Raw genomic sequence first — 15,645 nt, 5'->3', positions numbered from 1 at the left:
TGATTAATTACTTAATCGCTCAACTAGCTCTACGCGCCGGTTTAACTGACGACCCAAATCATTTTTATTATTGGCAGCTGGCGCATAAGGGCCTACACCATAACCAATTAAGCGCGACTCTTTAATGCCGTATTGACTCACGAGCGCTTTAACAACTGCTTTAGCTCGTTTAGATGACAACCCTAAATTATATTCTGGGCTACCTTTATCATCAGTATGACCAACAACGTACAAGTTTAAGCTGTTATTTTTATTTAAAACATCCGCAATCACTTTTAATGACTCGGCTGACTCAGGTTTAATGTCTGATTTATCATGATCAAAGTAAATGCCATAAATGGCTGCTTTACCTTTTTGCTCTAGTTGCTTTAACACCTGATCCGGATTGGTTTTAACTAAATCGCCTTGTAAAGGCTCTGTTCGAATTATAACAAGTTGCACTCGCGTAGTGCCTTGGTAATTGCCAACAAAGAATGCGACATAGGTTGTTTGATTTTCTGTGGTGCTTTTCATTAACTGATAACGCGGCTGACGATAATAGTTATAAACTTGTTTTACCGACAAGTGATCACCAAGTGCTTGTATTGCCTTACGGTCGTCACCACATGCTTGACGTTCGCAACTAAAAACCGTTTCAAAGCCTTCTTTTGTTAAGGCAGACACATAGTTATGAAAAACCTTAAGGGTTGATACTTTTCTAATTTCATAAGTAATACGAGTAATATCACCAGTCACATCTTCAACAGGTAGCGCTTTGTTCTTACGGTTAAATATTCCTGTTGGTAATGAAAATTCTTCGTAATCAATTTGCTCGTAGTCTTCAATAAAACTACCAGGATAACGGCTAAGTAATGGATGATCGCTTGAGCCTCTAATATCGTCTTTAGGTGCTTTGGTAACTGGATTTGATTGCTGTTTTGCAAAAGCAGCTGTATTGGCTTGTATTAGACCTGTTTCAAGCTCCTTAATCGCAATTGAGCTACTCATAACACGCGTTTTACTGTTGTACTGGCCAACAAATAACGACACTGCAAATTCAGGCTTTTCACCTTTAGTGGCAAGCAGATAATAAGGCTTACGATGATAATTATAGAGCTGAAAGTAACCGACTTCCTCTGCAAAATCACTGCTGTCACCGCAAGCATCTAGCTGACAAGAATAAACAATATTAAAGCCATCTGTGAGTAGAGCGTGTTTATAGTTTTCAAATACTTTGAGAGTGGCAACATTGTTTATTTCGTACAAAGTGTGGTTAACATCGCCAATAAAGTCTGTGTAACTAAATCGCTCTGCTGACTTTTTACTGCCATCAAACTGGCTCATTAATTTTGTCTGTTCGCCACTGAGTTTAACCGATTTTTCAACATCACTATTTGGGTAAGGCGATAGCCATTGATTAGCAGATACCGCATTGCAAAATGCTAATGTTATCACCACCAAAAGATTAAAATATATTTTCACTTTAAGTCCTTTTAATTGAGTTTGTACCTAATTCAATACTATGCCAAATAATACTTTTTTATTCAAAGTTTGCTTGTACCCCTTTAAAAATAAATCCACACCCCAAGGTCTTTAGTTACACAGCAATTAGAAGGAGTTTGATATGAAGACCTTAATCATTGGCGCAACGGGCCAAATAGGTAAAATGACCACCGAAAAAATGCTGGCAAGTGGCCATGACGTAGTGGCTCTGGTTAGAGACAAAAGCAAACTGACTGCGCTTGAAAGTAATAATTTAACGATTGTAGAGCAAGACCTCGAAAACGATTTTAGTCGTGCCTTCGAGGGTGTTGAACAAGTAATTTTTAGCGCGGGATCCGGCGGCGCTACGGGTGCTGATAAAACCTTACTGATAGATTTATGGGCCGCAGTTAAAGCGATTAATTATGCGGTAGATGCCAAGGTTAAGCACTTTATTATGGTGAGCTCAATCGGTGCTGATGCCCCAGACAACATTGAAAGCAGTATAAAACCGTATTTAGTTGCAAAGCACATGGCTGACCAACATTTAATCAATAGCGAATTAAATTACAGTATAGTCAGACCCGGCACGCTATTAGATGATGCAGCAACGGGGCGATTAACCACCACGCGCCCTGCAACGCGCCAAGATGCGGTTATCAACCGTGAAGATGTAGCAAATACCCTGCTATACCTTGCTGAACATACACCGAAAAAACCACAAGTGTTTGAATTGTTTAATGGTGATAAGTCAATCTATGACTTACTGGATGCCTAATTTAAACTATAAACTTTATCCAGCTCCCTCCTTAAATACCCACCCAAAAAATTAATTTTTTGTAAGTCGCAATGAATAAAAACTTTATATTTCAATGCTCTAATTATTTTTATTTTAAATTAGCTTACAAATAAGCATTGCTGTGCCCTATTTAATGATAAAGCAGTAATGACATTAAACGCCATATGGAATTAATATATTATTTACAAAAATACAACAATGGTGTCCAATGCATTACACCCTCATTATTCTATGTCTGGCCTTTGCTTCTGTAAGTTATTCTCAAGAAGTTAAGATACAAAGTAATAGTAGTAACACTTCTTTACCCTATAAATTGTTAACCCAAGCAATTGAGCGAGCGGGTTTAAGCCACTCGCATCCATATAATAACTTTAAAGATATTACCGATGCTCGAATGTTAAACGACCTACAAAATAAGCAGCTTGACGTTATCTGGAGCATGACTTCAAGACAATTAGAGGAAAATTACCAAGCCGTTTATATTCCTTTGTTTCGTGGCTTACTTGGCATGCGAGTAGCATTAGTGAAAGCACAAAATCGCGAGCTGTTTAGCTCGGTAACTAGCTTGCAAGATTTAAAGCGCTACACCGCAGGGCAAGGTAAAACCTGGCCAGATACGAAAATATTAAAAGCGAACCAACTGCCCGTTGTTACCACATTAAAATACCCTAACTTATTCCCAATGCTTGAGGGTGAGCGCTTTGATTATTTCCCACGTGGTGTAAATGAACCTTGGGATGAAATTGCCAATCATTCGGAGCTTGACCTCATTGTTGAACCGCACTTGATCATAAAGTACACCGCACCTCTTTACTTTTTCGTCAATAAAAACAACCTTACACTACACCAACAACTAAGCGATGCCCTTAACGAGATGATCGATGATGGCACTTTTAACGCGATGTTTTTGGCAGACAGCCAAGTACAAACTGTTTTATCAAAAGCCAACTTGAGCTCGCGTCGCGTCATTGAGCTTGAAAACCCAACGTTATCGTCGAACACACCAAATAAAAATAGCCCTTTGTGGTTTAACCCATTTCAATGAGCGCATAATGAAATCACTAAAATATAAAATGACCTTGGCACTGTCTTTGTGCCTTTTCTTAAGCGTGATCTTCGTGATCAGCGCAAACTATCTGCTCGCAAAGTCGAGTCAAACACAACAATGGCAAGACGACATCACAGCCCTTAATGAGCAACTGCAGGTTATTTTAGCTGAGCCGGTATTCTCTTATGATGAGCCGTTAATCAATCAGATTATTAAAGCCTTTTCGCAAAACAAACATATACATAGCATTTCAGTGACAGACCATCGTAATAAGCTTCTTGCCTCAATCATCAAACAAAGTAACAGCGCATCGGTTAGCAAAACTATTGATTTGCACTATTTAGATAATTTAATTGGCCACATTAAAATTGGTTATTCACAACAAGCGCTGCATAGCACCATTGCTAATTCGACACGCACTATGTTTATTACCCTGCTGGTCTCATTTATCACCCTAGGTACCGTGATTATTTATATCGTGCGGCTTTTAGTGATAAAACCAATCGATAGCGTAAACAGCCTTGTTGATGAAATTGTCAAAGGTGAAGGCGACCTTACAAAACGTATTAGCTATCAATCTAATGATGAAATTGGTTACTTGGTTAATGGCTTCAACCGATTTATAGCGCAAGTACAAGAAATAATTACTGAGTTAGGCAGCACTGCCAGCGAACTTGAAATGATTGCCAGCACAGTAAACGAAGCATCTGTTCGCTCAAAAAATGAGGCCGAACTTGGATACAACCGCACTGATTCAGCAACCAATGCGCTTAGTCAGTTAAGTGAAGCAACCAAAGAAATTGCGCAAGGAGCCAACCAAACCGCGCAGCAAACAACCGATGTACATCGCTTATGCCAACAAGGCGAACAAAACATGAATGCCAATGGCAATATTGTTGATGAGTTAACTGCACAACTAGACCACACTTCAAATGTAGTTAAACAATTAAACGCCAGCAGCAATGAAATTAGCCAAGTGCTCGATGTTATAAAAAGCATTGCCGAGCAAACCAATTTGCTGGCTCTAAATGCTGCTATTGAAGCGGCTCGTGCTGGTGAATCTGGTCGAGGCTTTACCGTGGTCGCCGATGAAGTAAGAGCGCTTGCTAGTAAAACCTATGATTCAACGTCTGAGATTGAGTCGATTATTGTATCGCTACACAATAATACCTCTGATTGTGTAACCGCAACGGAGCAAAGTAAGTCACTGAGCGATAAAGTAAGCCAAGCGAATCAAAAAAGCCAAGCGGTGTTTAAAGATATTGCTCAACAAATCAATACCATTAATCAAATGAACGAAAGCGTGGCGGCAAGTTCTGAAGAGCAAACCAGTGTCACCGCTGATATCTTAAATACTATGCAGCTTATTAACCAAGGCGCTAAGAGTCTATCGCAAGAAGCTCAGCACCTTGATAACACTATAGGCCAGCTCAATGAATTGGAACGCGGCATCGTTGCTAAATTGGGTTTGTTTAAATACTAAAAGCCATGATCCCCTGCCACGCAAGTTGCAGGGAAAGCACCGATAACACTAAACGAAAAATTTTTTTAAATTTATCTGACGAAATGCGGTGCAATAACTTAAGGCCAAGCCAAGTACCTAAAGCACCGCTCAATATCATGAACATAACCAGCGGCAACCACTGCCAAAATGCAAACCCCACAGCCCCATATAAAATCGCTTTTAAGGTATGTTGTACTGTCATGCAGCTTGAGAAAGTGGCGGTAAATTTAAGCTTATTATAATTATTTACGTATAAGCAGCTGCCAACTAAAGGCCCACTTGCCCCTACAAACATCGAGATAAACGTGGTCCAAAGCCCTGCGAGAACACGCCATAACTTTGAGGTTTCTCTGAGCTTTGGCGTCACACCCCACAGTAAATAAAGCACAAAGGCAGCAACCACTATTTTCATTAATTCAAGGGGAATTGATGTGACAATCGTTGAGGCAACCAGCGCACCTATGACTCCCCCTAAAGAGAAGTACACAAACATAGCACTATCAATATGTTTAAACGTGAACAAAAAGCGGTTTGCATTAGAGCCTAACTGCACTAACCCATGGACAGGAATAACCACACTCATAGGAAGCATGGATGCCATGATCACTAGCAGCATTAATCCGCCACCCGCACCAAAAGCTGCTGAAATCATTGAAGTAAAGCCCGCAACCACAATGAGCATTATTGTGCTGATCGGAGTTAATATATCGCCACCCAAAAACTGCCAACTGATCAAATCCATTGTTACGCTTTAAATAGTGTGTTTGAGCTAACGCTATCATGACTCACCACTATTAGCGATATATTGGAAAATAGTTTCGACTAAAAGACCATATAAACTAAAAGAGAAGTGCCCCTAAATTCACAACTGGTCAGACTTGTGGTTTATTTTGTTAAACCGATGGTATATAACTATGCCCACAACACAATAAAATTGAAGGCACAGCATGACACTGATGAATGTAAGTACACAAGGATCTGTTGCTATCTTAACTATGACAACAGCTGAAAATCGCCATAATCCTGCTTTTGCAGAGGCTTTTTTAACTTGCCTTGACGAAATCGAACGTAATCCTGAACACAAAGCACTCGTGATCACTTCAAGCAGCGAAAAATCATGGAGTTTGGGCATAGATACCGATTGGCTAATGCCGGCATTAAAAACACAAAAATTTGCAGAAGTAAGTGGCTTTATGCACTCAATGGATGCGGTATTTAAACGCCTATTACTCTTCCCAATGCCAGTAATCGCAGCGATAAATGGCCACGCTTTTGGTAATGGTGCAATTTTATCGTGCGCTTGTGATTTTAGATTTATGCAAAGCGATCGTGGTTTTTTCTGCTTCCCAGAAGTGGATTTATCAATCCCGTTTTTACCGGGCATGCTCGCCTTCATTAAAAAAGCCATTCCAGACTATCGCTTTAACGAGATGATGTTAACAGGCCGCCGCGTTACCGCAGGCGAACTTGCCACGGATCATGTTATTGAACAAGCTTGCCCAGACAACGAAGCTTTATTTAATACCGCCCTCGAATTTGCCAGCCAGTTCGATAAAAAACGCGCGATTTTCGCCGAGCACAAAAAGCGCCTACACAAACACATCATCGACACCATAGATATCGAAAACAAACCGATTATTGATGCCGTTCAGTTGGTTGTTTGATTATAGATTCTGGACTTATTTCGGCGAGTTTTAGAAAAAGTTTTGGCAATAAAAAAGGCCGCTCTGAGAGCAGCCTTTTTCATATTTGGTGGAGCTGGGGTGAGTCAAACCAAACAATCAACCATCTGATTTAAAATGAAAATTTAAAATCCTAAATAACCCATGGGCCACACCATGGGCCTCAAACCATCTCTGAACCCCGGGTTCAACTTTGCTCAAAAACAGGGATGAAAAAATTTTGAAATTTTCCCTTTTTTAATGCTTTCAGCATCGTATTTTGTCTGATAAGTTCGAAATTGTACGATGAGTACTTAATATAGCAGGGATGCCTCAGTTTTAAAATTAATACGTGAGGGCAAAATGCATCAAAACGAAATAACAACTAAAGCGCATGAAATAACCAACAATTTTATTTCAGAACAGATTCAAATTACCGGCTCTGAAAAGAAAGCTCTTAAAATTTTAGAAGAAGAACAAAAAGATTTTCTTAAATGGATGAGAAATAGATACTTTGAGAATCTATTAATTCCAAAAACAACTCTACCTAATAGTGATGAATTAAAACGTATTGTCGAAGAGTCAAATAGAATGACTGAAGCAAATAAAGAAAAAATCGAAGACTTAGAGGACTCTGATTTTTACTACATGTTGCCTCAGGTGCTCACAAACCTAGGACTAAATGATATCGCGAATGAAATTTTATTTAGACAATTAAAACAAGAAATAAAACCTTTACTAACAGTTAAAATTGAAAAGCTTCGAGAAGAAGTACAAAAAGAAGAAGCTATAAAAGACCAAGCTCGTAAAAACGGTCGTAGTGGTGGTCGGATTAAAGCTGAAAAGAATCAAAGTATTGTTAATAACGCCTTGAATGAATATGTATCAAATTACAGCACAAGCACTTTAAGCCGCAGCCACATAGCGAAAATAATTAAAAATAAGGTTAACAATTTCATTAAATCAAGAGCCGATCTAAGAGGCGTAGTACCAGAGTTTTCAGAAGAATCTGAAGCTATTTTAAAATGGATTTCTAACTATTCATACTTCATTAAAAATAACAAATGGAAACCCAAAACCTCACAAGCAGTGAAAGACTTCTATTATTCTCAGCAGATGAAAAAGTCTGAGCCTAGCTGCTAGGTACGATTCTCAGACTCTTAAATTTCCAGTTAAATACATCTCAGACAAGGGCGAACAATATCGATCGCCCATGATAATAGGAAGGTATCCGTAATGAATACTACCAATTCACAAATTGATCGCTTTGTGCGTGAAGCAGAATGTAAACACTTAACTGGGCTCTCTAGAACAACTCGTTATGAAATGGAGCAAGAAGACAAATTTCCAAAACGTATAAAGCTGAATACACGAACCGTTGCATGGAGACTTTCTGACATTCAAAACTGGATGGAGGAACGTATTAATGCAGCCTAAGATCATAACTAAGCCATTACGTGAGACAACACATAGTAGTAATGAATTAAAAAACAGCAAGTTACACAACGAGAAGTTAATGCCGTTAAAAAGTACAGATAGTCCTTTTCTAGAAGATAATAATTTCAAAACTCGAATTGATTATTTAACTCTAAAACTATTTACAACTAGTGATGCACAATTCGAGTCAACTATCTATTTAATCAAACAATGGTTAACTACCCTCAGAATTAAGGTGTCTAAAGATAAATTTAATAGAAAGTACTTTGATAACGGCATCCTACTAGAAAGTACTGATGTAAAAATACACTATTGCGGGGCTATAAAATGGAATGCTGATAAGCAATTCATAATTGTTGAACTCACAGGCTATGCGTGTGAATTGATTAATATTAGTCAATGCTATTTCTTTCCGCTTTTAGAATTGATGGAAAGAAACCGCTTTGAAATTAAACGAGTTGATATAGCTTTAGATGACTTCTCAAGCCGTTACAATATCCGCTTTATACAAAAAAAGTATTCTTCTGGTGGCTTTTCCCCTTCCTCTGGGCCAAAACCAACCAGAGAAAACATCAGCTCGTCAACTGGCCGAACTATCTATATTGGCTCAAAAAATGCCAGCAAACAGATGGTCATATACGAGAAGGGCAAACAATTACAGTTGCCAAAAAATGCACCAGAGTATCAATCATGGACAAGACATGAACTGAGACTAAGGGGTAACAAGAATATAATTATCCCAAGTGATGTTCTCACATGCCCTGATAGTTATTTTTTAAATGCATACCCAAAGGTTTATCGATGTATGCTTAAAGGCGTTGAAGCAAGATCTATAGCAAGAGAGATAAAGACGCGATGTAATGCAGTTAGGGATAGGGGTCTAGAAAATCTAAGTAAACAGTATGGCCCTACCCTATTGTTTGCAAAACAGACGTTGACAGAAAAAGAGATAATACAAAAAACGATGAGACCAGCAAAAAGATTTCAACCGAGTTTGCCCCTTAGTATAATGTTTAACTAACTAATAGGTAGTGGTAAGCTACGCTAAAGCAGTCAGGTTTGATTTCATGCTCTAATCAAACCTGACTGACACCCGAATCGCGACTATGCTCATGCTCAAACTTTATTAAAGCCCTGAAAGCTATCCCAATTAACTTTTACAAGCGAAGAAGCCATAGAAGAGTGCTTTCCGCCTAACTTATTGGACAGAAAGTTTTAGAGTAATTTATCCGCGTGTAGCAACTTGTTAGATTTCGTAGCCATTTGCACTATTTATAAATCCCACCAATTGGTCCATACGTTCTCTTAAATCTGAAATATTTAAGTCAGCAGAATTGCATTCGACATAGTGACGGGCAACCTTGACTTTGCTTGCAGTTCTTTCTTCTATGCTCCGTATCTTTTTATATTTAAGAAGGTTTTCCCACTCGCCCTTATTTACTAGGTTACTAGCAGATGGATGAACAGCTTTAACACTTTCTTCAACTTTATTGAAGTCTAAGTAATTTTCTACTTCTCGCCCCTTAGTTACCCAAGCAAATCCTGGACCTGAATTAAACTCATCTTTTAACCTTTGTTTTGTAGCATTGATGCGTGCGCGTGGCCTATCTTTATCACTATCAAACATTATCACTGTGTTTCTATTTAGCTTTCTTACAGAGATTAAATCTTCAACAGCTTCATTTTCGATATCTTGATCAAGGGCTGTTAAGTGGCTGAACAATCTCCCGCCATAAAACATAATAGAGTAATGAACACCCTCAACTAAATCTGGCGAATGAGCCTCAAGCCAATAGTTTAGATATATTCGGTCAGATGGCCCCTCTACCCAGATAACACAATTTGCTTGCAATATATCTGAAGCCTTATAACCAAGATCATTACAGATATTTGAGCGTTGCTTAGTGCTCGAAATAGCTTCTACACAAGAAACACCATCAACTTGTGTTACATGGAATATTTCAGATTCAACAGCATCTAATAAATGGGCGGAGTGTGTTGTAAAGAAATACTGATTTTCTGTTTTTTCTGACAAGTATTTGAGTAACTTTCGCTGCAAAATAGGGTGTAAATGGAGTTCTGGTTCTTCTACACAAAGAATTGTTTCTTCTAACAATGTTGCTGCAGCTGCCAGAATCACCACCTCATGAACACCAGTACCTAGTGACTCTAGTGGGAGTGTTTTGCCATCCATATGGATGAGTACCATATTCCTTTCATATGGAATTTCAATTTCTGCTGTATCATTTTCAAGGACTTCTTTTATAAAACCATTAATAGCAACAAACTTTTCTTTTAGTTTTTGCTGGGCAAGAGGCGGATTTTGAATTTTGGCAATTCTCTCAATTATCCCTTCGCCACTATAGTCATTAGCTTCACTTCCAGCTCCACCAATTTTCCTGATCGCAGGTATTACTTCTACGTTAGGTATCGAATCGGGTAAGTAGGCAAGAGCTTTAAGTGACTCTGGCAACCAATGCTGCCTTAGTCCCCCACCTCTCTTTTGTGTTAGTCCACTCCATAACTGCTGCCACTCTCTTTCATTAAGCTCTTGAAAAACATCATCAGCATTAATTTCCAACTCGAACGTGCCATTAGGGCTTCCAGCTTTATATGTAAACCAAATCGCTCCATCAAGCATAAAGCACTCTGAACATAGAACCCTTCTTGCGAGCTGCCGAAGAAACGCGTTTTGTCTTTCATTAGGCAATTTCTGATTAATGTAGCTATCAATATCCTCCTCAAACAATGGGAATGATATGCGATGCTGAGCTCTTGCATTTGATATGTGCTGATCAATATCTTTAAAAGGATTCTCTTGCTGATTTCGCCCAAAGTATTGTTGATTCTTTGCTTTTTCGACAAAATAGGCATATTGATCATTTAAGAAATTTACAATGTTAGACTTTCCAACGTTGTTCTGCCCAATGATCAAATTTACTTTTTTAAGCGGCCCAATCCTGACCATTTCATCACCAATACTTCGGTAACCAGAAAAACCAAAACCTTTTAGTAGCACAAAATTATCCTTGTAAATCAAACGCCATTTTATAGGGGAGCAACTCAATACCTAAGCCGCAGGCCACCTTAATCACTAAAACCAACGCATACTAGAAATGCCACGCGTTGCGAACCGCTCTTAAGCCGATTGTTAAATGCAGAATTCACAGTATATTTAATAGTTGCTCTTTTTTACTGATATATACATCCAATTGCTGCCCTTCCATTATATTGGCTACCACTATACCTGCGGTAATCAAGTAATTGGTCAGGTTAACGATATAGAAGTGATACTCCTCGCTGTTACATTTATCATTGATTGAAATATCCACACAGCCTGTTATTGGGTTGATATTAAAGTGTCGAGAGAAGATTGCATCTAAACTACAGTGCGACTCCGCACTTAATGTCGGATATAACCCTTCATATTCAGCTTCCATATTCGCTCGGCTAAACTTGTCTTTTATCGTGTAACAGAGTTTGTAGTCTTCATTTTCCTTCAGCTTGTCGATTTCAACAGAAATTGAGGGGAGCTTCTCATCAGCGTATTGGGAAATTGAAGTCAAATAAGGGTTATCATTTAGCGCTGCCTTCAATAACCGCTGCTCCTGTAGATAGCTACCATAATCCAATTGATATACATAATGAGGATTTAATTGCAGATTTCTTAAATCGACATAATTCTCTATAAATGACCTATAAATTGACAATGAGCCTGTATAATTTTGACTATCAACGAGAGTGTGAAATGAATCTGATAGCTCTATTAATGTGCAATAAATCCCCATACTATAGGCTGCCAATTTACTCTTAGAATTGAACTGGAACAAAACCGCCTTTTCATTTGAAAACTTAATTGTTTCCTTTAAAACATCTTGCATAACTGACCTTTACATTTAACGTACTTTGTTGAGGCGCTCGTTAACTGCCCAAACTACCGAACTAAACGGTCATAATCAGCTTTTACACCACTTGGAATTGATGCCGAATCGATAAGTTCAAGAACTGCTTTCAGGTTTCTCCGACAACTACCATTATTAGTTACCCGACGACCTATAGTCGAATTCCGATTCGTTGCAGACCTAATTAGTGTAGCAACTTCCCGTGGAGAGAATCCTTGGATTATTTCATTGTAATAATGCTCTGCTGCGTTTGAAACACCGTAACCATTACCTATGCGACAAGACACTACGGTTTGTACAAAATGGTCCTGAATTGTTTCAGGGATAGCACCTTGTTGAGAAACCTCTAATAACCTTTCAGCAAACGGAGGCTCGTTATAGAAGTTATTCATTCCATTATGAACATTCCAAAGACGATCAATTGCCCGTGAGAAAACCACATGTTGTTCTGATTCGTTTAATAAACCTAGTAAGCCAAGCTTTTCAAAAAATTGAAGCGAAGCAGTATGTTTATCTTCTATACCTTTAGCTACATATTCTGAATGACTATTAATTAAATCTGATTTTATAGACGCAGTAAAGTTTTCACTTAACCCACTACAAATGTCTAAAGCATTTAACCTTGCTGGTTCAGCAGTCGCAGGGTCGCAATAGACACCATGAACCATATTAACAAGCATTTGTCTTTGTGCATCGTGTGTTTCAGTTAACCTTTGAATCCAGATTTGACATTGGTGATCATTGAACCGAGGACCTTTCACCGCAGATATAAATGCACCAATGTCTACACCTCTTGGTGATGCAGAATCAGCCAAAGCATAGCGAACACATCTGTTTAAAAACGTCGTAAATTCACGATCATTCACGGTGCCCATAGTTGGGTGGGCAGCTGAGAAGTTATTCCTAACATCACGACACTGATCTAAAAAGAAAAAGCCATCCTCATTAACAATATTAAGCTTTAAACAAAGATCTAGAAGCCTGCTATCTTGCAATTCAACAAGGTTTTTTTCTTCAAAGTCACTTTGTTGAATCTGTGCAACAACTGCTAATCCGAAATTCCTGATTTTTTGCCGTAACTGCAAAATGGCAGCGTTCCAAATATAATTCATTGCTCCGTCGAACAGCCCTGTACTAACAGCAACACACATACGAGCGACAAGCTCGCCTCTTAAATCTGCGGGTATCTCTCGTAATTCTCTAGGCAAATCTCTCCATGCATACTCAATCTCTTCTTGGCTCGCTAATACATTTCTTGGTATGCCAAGGGCAGCTGTTAGCTCAGCAATAGCAGGTAAAACTGTATTTGGTAATGCAGGAAGATTTACGTCTTCCCTAACAACGATATCGTTCATTCATACTCCATTGTCTGAAGGGCAGTTAACATTTTAGTATTTATGCGACACGCATCTTGTGTTGCATAATCGCTTGTTGGACTGAGCCGCTACCTGCTCGATGTGTCAGAGTTGGTGTTGTTTATGCTATGGGGATTTGTTTTTTTGGCCTAAGCGATATCAACCCAATTAAATTGACGTATCTCAGCTTTCCCTGCATTGCTCAGTGCTTATTATGTATTCATTACACCTAAGTTTGGTCAGATAAGCAATTATAATTATTGCTTTTATAAAAGCCGGTAGATTTGAGGAAACTTCATTAAGGCACACCACCCTACACAAAAATGTGACTGATGAGATTTCTATATAAATAACATACTACGTTCTCGACTTTAAAATCTTTCAAAATAAGCTTAAATCTTTACAAATTTGACAAAAAATATAGCCTTCTATTTTGCTAGATTCTCGATAGACCAGAAGAAATCTCATGACTTACCAATAGTGTGTATTTAAAGGACTTGGCTGCTATTTGAGAAAATAATAGGTAAAGACATTTTCTAAATTTACTGAATTTAGCCAAAAGTGTTCAATTAAAAAGCAGCAAAAGTGCGACAAAAACCTATCTTGACGTCATCAATTGAGAGGTTTTACATAACTATTTTAAATATCTAAAAATATTAAAAACCTCGCCCATCAAACTTTAAAAGCATATAAAACAACAACTTAAAACCAACCACTTCCGTGGAACATATGACATATGTGCGACATTAAAAGAAATTGTCATAACCTTGTCGTCATACTTAGTTTTAAGTGAAAACAGTAAAAATAGGCTTGGCATGATCCAGTTTCTTTAAATAGAAAAAAAGCGCAGTTAAACTACGCTTAAACTTCTCACTGTAAATTTATTTTTTACCTTGGTAATTTGGGTTGTTAGGGTTTAATTGATTAGCCCGATTATCCTGGGCTTTTTGATACGCAGGATTATTACCTGAAGTACCTTTATTACCGTTATTTTGATTAGCTTTGTGATTATTGTTAGACATAAGAGTCTCCTTTAAAGGTTAAAAAAGAAAATTCGATTTTAGGAACTTCAGCGATTGCTAAAGCTCCTTCAATCGTCGAATATCATTTTTAAAATTTCTAAACGCTCTAAAATCACTTGGAGTGCTTGGTACAGTTAATTTCAAACCCGAAGGTGTTATTAGCTTTGGATGCTTGCCTTGCCTAATAGACCACCCTTTTTTCTTCAACAAAGCGCGCACTAGCATATTTATATCTTTGTCACTGCTATACTTTTTCATATACAAAGCCTTAAAAGAGTAACTTTGTTTATTAACGTATAACACTGTTTCTTAGCATCACTAGTCCCACAACTAAAATTGTAGCTTTCAGTCATGTTACAGCTAATAGTGAACTCTTTAATGTTTGTCATGTAAATCTCCATTTGTTGCTGACAAACATAGATTCACCTAGTGCAATGCACTAAAAAGCATTATTTTAAAATAATCACATTTTTTGAAAATAATTTAACAAATCATCAAATTCCTCAGCCTCTTTGTGCTGGGCATGTATATGTTCAATGAGTTGTTTAACGTTACTATTATTGGCCTTAATTTGGTTTGATAACGCTAATGCCTTATCCATATCATTATTTAAATAAGCCAATAGTAAGTTATCTGTAGGGCTAATAAGTGCGGATTGGGTAAGCAGAGCATGAAGTAAACTCAGGTTTTTACCTAACGCAAGTTGTGGAAGAGTAGCAAAGGGATTTGGAAGCCTATTAGAGTAAAGATCCATCTCACTTGCCAAGTCATCAATAAATTTAACTGCGTTTTGATTACTAAGAGCAACTCCCATTAAAGAATTATTTTCAGTAAAAAGCAGTTTAACCGTTTTTACTGATTCAGCTCTAAAGAGCCTGTCTTCGAAAATCTTTTTTACGTCTTTAGGATCGGTAAAAATAGCATTCAGTAGTAACGCATTAAACAAAACATCTAACTGCCCTTCAGCTAGATATTGCTTAGATCTTTGAACAACTTTCTCAGTATTAACTTTGACAAGCTTATTTCGTACTAAAGAATTAGCTTTATCTTTTAAGTATGTACTTTCTTTGGCAACTTCAATTCCAAATAAATGACGAATTGCATCGGGGATAGTTAAACCACTAGCCATTGCAAAAAGCTTCTTTTAGCAAGCTACTTGCTTTAACTTGCTCTAATTGCTCAGCACTCAATGATAAACCAACTATTATTTGTGCTAAATCGAACCAATTAAGAGTTCTATAATTGCTATACTTGTTTTTACATTTGGGTGGAGTCTTAATAAATTGCTGTAAAACACCTATACAATAACCCGCCCTCATAGCTTCAGACAGGCGTTGTTTCCTAAAAGTTTGAACTATCTTGCCAGCCTGTGATCAGATCATCTATATCCTACTAGCCTGTGCAACAACAATGAGCAAAATCACAAACTGGTCTCACTATAATCAAGCCCTCGTTA

At 37.9% G+C, this 15,645-nt stretch carries 15 protein-coding genes; 7 read left to right on the top strand and 8 right to left on the bottom strand.

Going from position 1 to position 15,645, the window contains the following annotated elements:
* Positions 1 to 3: 3 nt before the first annotated feature.
* On the bottom strand, positions 4 to 1,461 hold the full coding sequence (locus tag L1272_RS19040) for an OmpA family protein (protein ID WP_138617076.1): 1,458 nt from the start codon (positions 1,459 to 1,461) through the stop codon (positions 4 to 6).
* 142 nt (positions 1,462 to 1,603) lie between these two features.
* On the opposite strand from L1272_RS19040, the gene L1272_RS19035 reads away from it, so the two are divergent.
* The 3 genes from L1272_RS19035 (at position 1,604) to L1272_RS19025 (ending at position 4,791) form a co-directional block, all read left to right on the top strand.
* Positions 1,604 to 2,239, top strand: a complete 636-nt coding sequence (locus L1272_RS19035; protein WP_138601604.1) for an SDR family oxidoreductase — start codon at positions 1,604 to 1,606, stop codon at positions 2,237 to 2,239.
* A 229-nt stretch (positions 2,240 to 2,468) separates the two neighbouring features.
* Positions 2,469 to 3,305: a substrate-binding periplasmic protein gene (locus L1272_RS19030; protein WP_235374090.1), complete on the top strand. Its 837-nt coding sequence runs from the start codon at positions 2,469 to 2,471 to the stop codon at positions 3,303 to 3,305.
* Between the two features lie 7 nt (positions 3,306 to 3,312).
* Complete coding sequence (locus L1272_RS19025; protein WP_235374089.1) at positions 3,313 to 4,791, top strand: methyl-accepting chemotaxis protein; 1,479 nt, start codon at positions 3,313 to 3,315, stop codon at positions 4,789 to 4,791.
* Here L1272_RS19025 and L1272_RS19020 read toward each other — a convergent pair.
* Positions 4,781 to 5,554 carry a sulfite exporter TauE/SafE family protein gene (locus L1272_RS19020; protein ID WP_235374088.1) on the bottom strand — a complete coding sequence of 258 codons (774 nt, stop codon included), beginning with the start codon at positions 5,552 to 5,554 and terminating at the stop codon, positions 4,781 to 4,783. The two genes, L1272_RS19025 and L1272_RS19020, sit on opposite strands and share 11 nt — an antisense overlap.
* Before the next feature lie 205 nt (positions 5,555 to 5,759).
* On the opposite strand from L1272_RS19020, the gene L1272_RS19015 reads away from it, so the two are divergent.
* The 4 genes from L1272_RS19015 to L1272_RS19000 all read left to right on the top strand — a co-directional run bounded on the left by L1272_RS19015 (position 5,760) and on the right by L1272_RS19000 (position 8,931).
* Positions 5,760 to 6,476 (top strand): enoyl-CoA hydratase/isomerase family protein, encoded by a 717-nt coding sequence (locus L1272_RS19015; RefSeq protein WP_199528685.1) that lies wholly within the window; start codon positions 5,760 to 5,762, stop codon positions 6,474 to 6,476.
* A 360-nt stretch (positions 6,477 to 6,836) separates the two neighbouring features.
* Positions 6,837 to 7,616, top strand: a complete 780-nt coding sequence (locus tag L1272_RS19010) for a hypothetical protein (RefSeq protein ID WP_235374087.1) — start codon at positions 6,837 to 6,839, stop codon at positions 7,614 to 7,616.
* A 93-nt stretch (positions 7,617 to 7,709) separates the two neighbouring features.
* The gene (locus tag L1272_RS19005; RefSeq protein ID WP_175082105.1) at positions 7,710 to 7,910 is read left to right on the top strand and encodes a helix-turn-helix transcriptional regulator; all 201 of its coding nucleotides are present in this window, start codon (positions 7,710 to 7,712) and stop codon (positions 7,908 to 7,910) included.
* Complete coding sequence (locus tag L1272_RS19000; protein ID WP_235374086.1) at positions 7,900 to 8,931, top strand: replication initiation factor domain-containing protein; 1,032 nt, start codon at positions 7,900 to 7,902, stop codon at positions 8,929 to 8,931. The genes L1272_RS19005 and L1272_RS19000 overlap by 11 nt, the downstream gene beginning before the upstream one ends.
* 225 nt (positions 8,932 to 9,156) lie before the next feature.
* Here L1272_RS19000 and L1272_RS18995 read toward each other — a convergent pair whose 3' ends face one another.
* The 6 genes from L1272_RS18995 to L1272_RS18970 form a co-directional block, all read right to left on the bottom strand.
* A complete protein-coding gene (locus tag L1272_RS18995; protein ID WP_235374085.1) occupies positions 9,157 to 10,929 on the bottom strand; it encodes an AAA family ATPase in 1,773 nt (590 codons plus the stop codon).
* Positions 10,930 to 11,074: 145 nt separating this feature from the next.
* A complete protein-coding gene (locus L1272_RS18990; protein ID WP_235374084.1) occupies positions 11,075 to 11,791 on the bottom strand; it encodes a DUF5677 domain-containing protein in 717 nt (238 codons plus the stop codon).
* A 53-nt stretch (positions 11,792 to 11,844) separates the two neighbouring features.
* Positions 11,845 to 13,167 carry a hypothetical protein gene (locus L1272_RS18985; RefSeq protein ID WP_235374083.1) on the bottom strand — a complete coding sequence of 441 codons (1,323 nt, stop codon included), beginning with the start codon at positions 13,165 to 13,167 and terminating at the stop codon, positions 11,845 to 11,847.
* A gap of 881 nt (positions 13,168 to 14,048) precedes the next feature.
* The gene (locus L1272_RS18980) at positions 14,049 to 14,189 is read right to left on the bottom strand and encodes an alpha-amylase (protein WP_175082102.1); all 141 of its coding nucleotides are present in this window, start codon (positions 14,187 to 14,189) and stop codon (positions 14,049 to 14,051) included.
* A 57-nt stretch (positions 14,190 to 14,246) separates the two neighbouring features.
* Entirely contained in the window at positions 14,247 to 14,447 is a 201-nt protein-coding gene (locus L1272_RS18975) for a hypothetical protein (RefSeq protein WP_235374082.1), read from the bottom strand.
* Between the two features lie 205 nt (positions 14,448 to 14,652).
* A complete protein-coding gene (locus L1272_RS18970) occupies positions 14,653 to 15,318 on the bottom strand; it encodes a hypothetical protein (protein ID WP_235374081.1) in 666 nt (221 codons plus the stop codon).
* Between the last annotated feature and the right edge of the window lie 327 nt (positions 15,319 to 15,645).

The organism is Pseudoalteromonas sp. PAST1, assembly GCF_021532515.1.
In the GTDB taxonomy this organism is placed as follows: Bacteria; Pseudomonadota; Gammaproteobacteria; order Enterobacterales; family Alteromonadaceae; genus Pseudoalteromonas; species Pseudoalteromonas simplex.
This window is presented reverse-complemented; position numbering and strand designations above follow the sequence as displayed.

What these genes read in the sequence shown, in the direction of transcription:
- L1272_RS18980 (WP_175082102.1), bottom strand. Translation starts at nt 14,189, where the DNA reads ATGTCTAACAATAATCACAAAGCTAATCAAAATAACGGTAATAAAGGT.
- L1272_RS18985 (WP_235374083.1), bottom strand. Translation starts at nt 13,167, where the DNA reads ATGAACGATATCGTTGTTAGGGAAGACGTAAATCTTCCTGCATTACCA.
- L1272_RS19025 (WP_235374089.1), top strand. Translation starts at nt 3,313, where the DNA reads ATGAAATCACTAAAATATAAAATGACCTTGGCACTGTCTTTGTGCCTT.
- L1272_RS19020 (WP_235374088.1), bottom strand. Translation starts at nt 5,554, where the DNA reads ATGGATTTGATCAGTTGGCAGTTTTTGGGTGGCGATATATTAACTCCG.
- L1272_RS19030 (WP_235374090.1), top strand. Translation starts at nt 2,469, where the DNA reads ATGCATTACACCCTCATTATTCTATGTCTGGCCTTTGCTTCTGTAAGT.
- L1272_RS19005 (WP_175082105.1), top strand. Translation starts at nt 7,710, where the DNA reads ATGAATACTACCAATTCACAAATTGATCGCTTTGTGCGTGAAGCAGAA.
- L1272_RS18975 (WP_235374082.1), bottom strand. Translation starts at nt 14,447, where the DNA reads ATGAAAAAGTATAGCAGTGACAAAGATATAAATATGCTAGTGCGCGCT.
- L1272_RS19010 (WP_235374087.1), top strand. Translation starts at nt 6,837, where the DNA reads ATGCATCAAAACGAAATAACAACTAAAGCGCATGAAATAACCAACAAT.
- L1272_RS18990 (WP_235374084.1), bottom strand. Translation starts at nt 11,791, where the DNA reads ATGCAAGATGTTTTAAAGGAAACAATTAAGTTTTCAAATGAAAAGGCG.
- L1272_RS18970 (WP_235374081.1), bottom strand. Translation starts at nt 15,318, where the DNA reads ATGGCTAGTGGTTTAACTATCCCCGATGCAATTCGTCATTTATTTGGA.
- L1272_RS19000 (WP_235374086.1), top strand. Translation starts at nt 7,900, where the DNA reads ATGCAGCCTAAGATCATAACTAAGCCATTACGTGAGACAACACATAGT.
- L1272_RS19015 (WP_199528685.1), top strand. Translation starts at nt 5,760, where the DNA reads ATGACACTGATGAATGTAAGTACACAAGGATCTGTTGCTATCTTAACT.
- L1272_RS19035 (WP_138601604.1), top strand. Translation starts at nt 1,604, where the DNA reads ATGAAGACCTTAATCATTGGCGCAACGGGCCAAATAGGTAAAATGACC.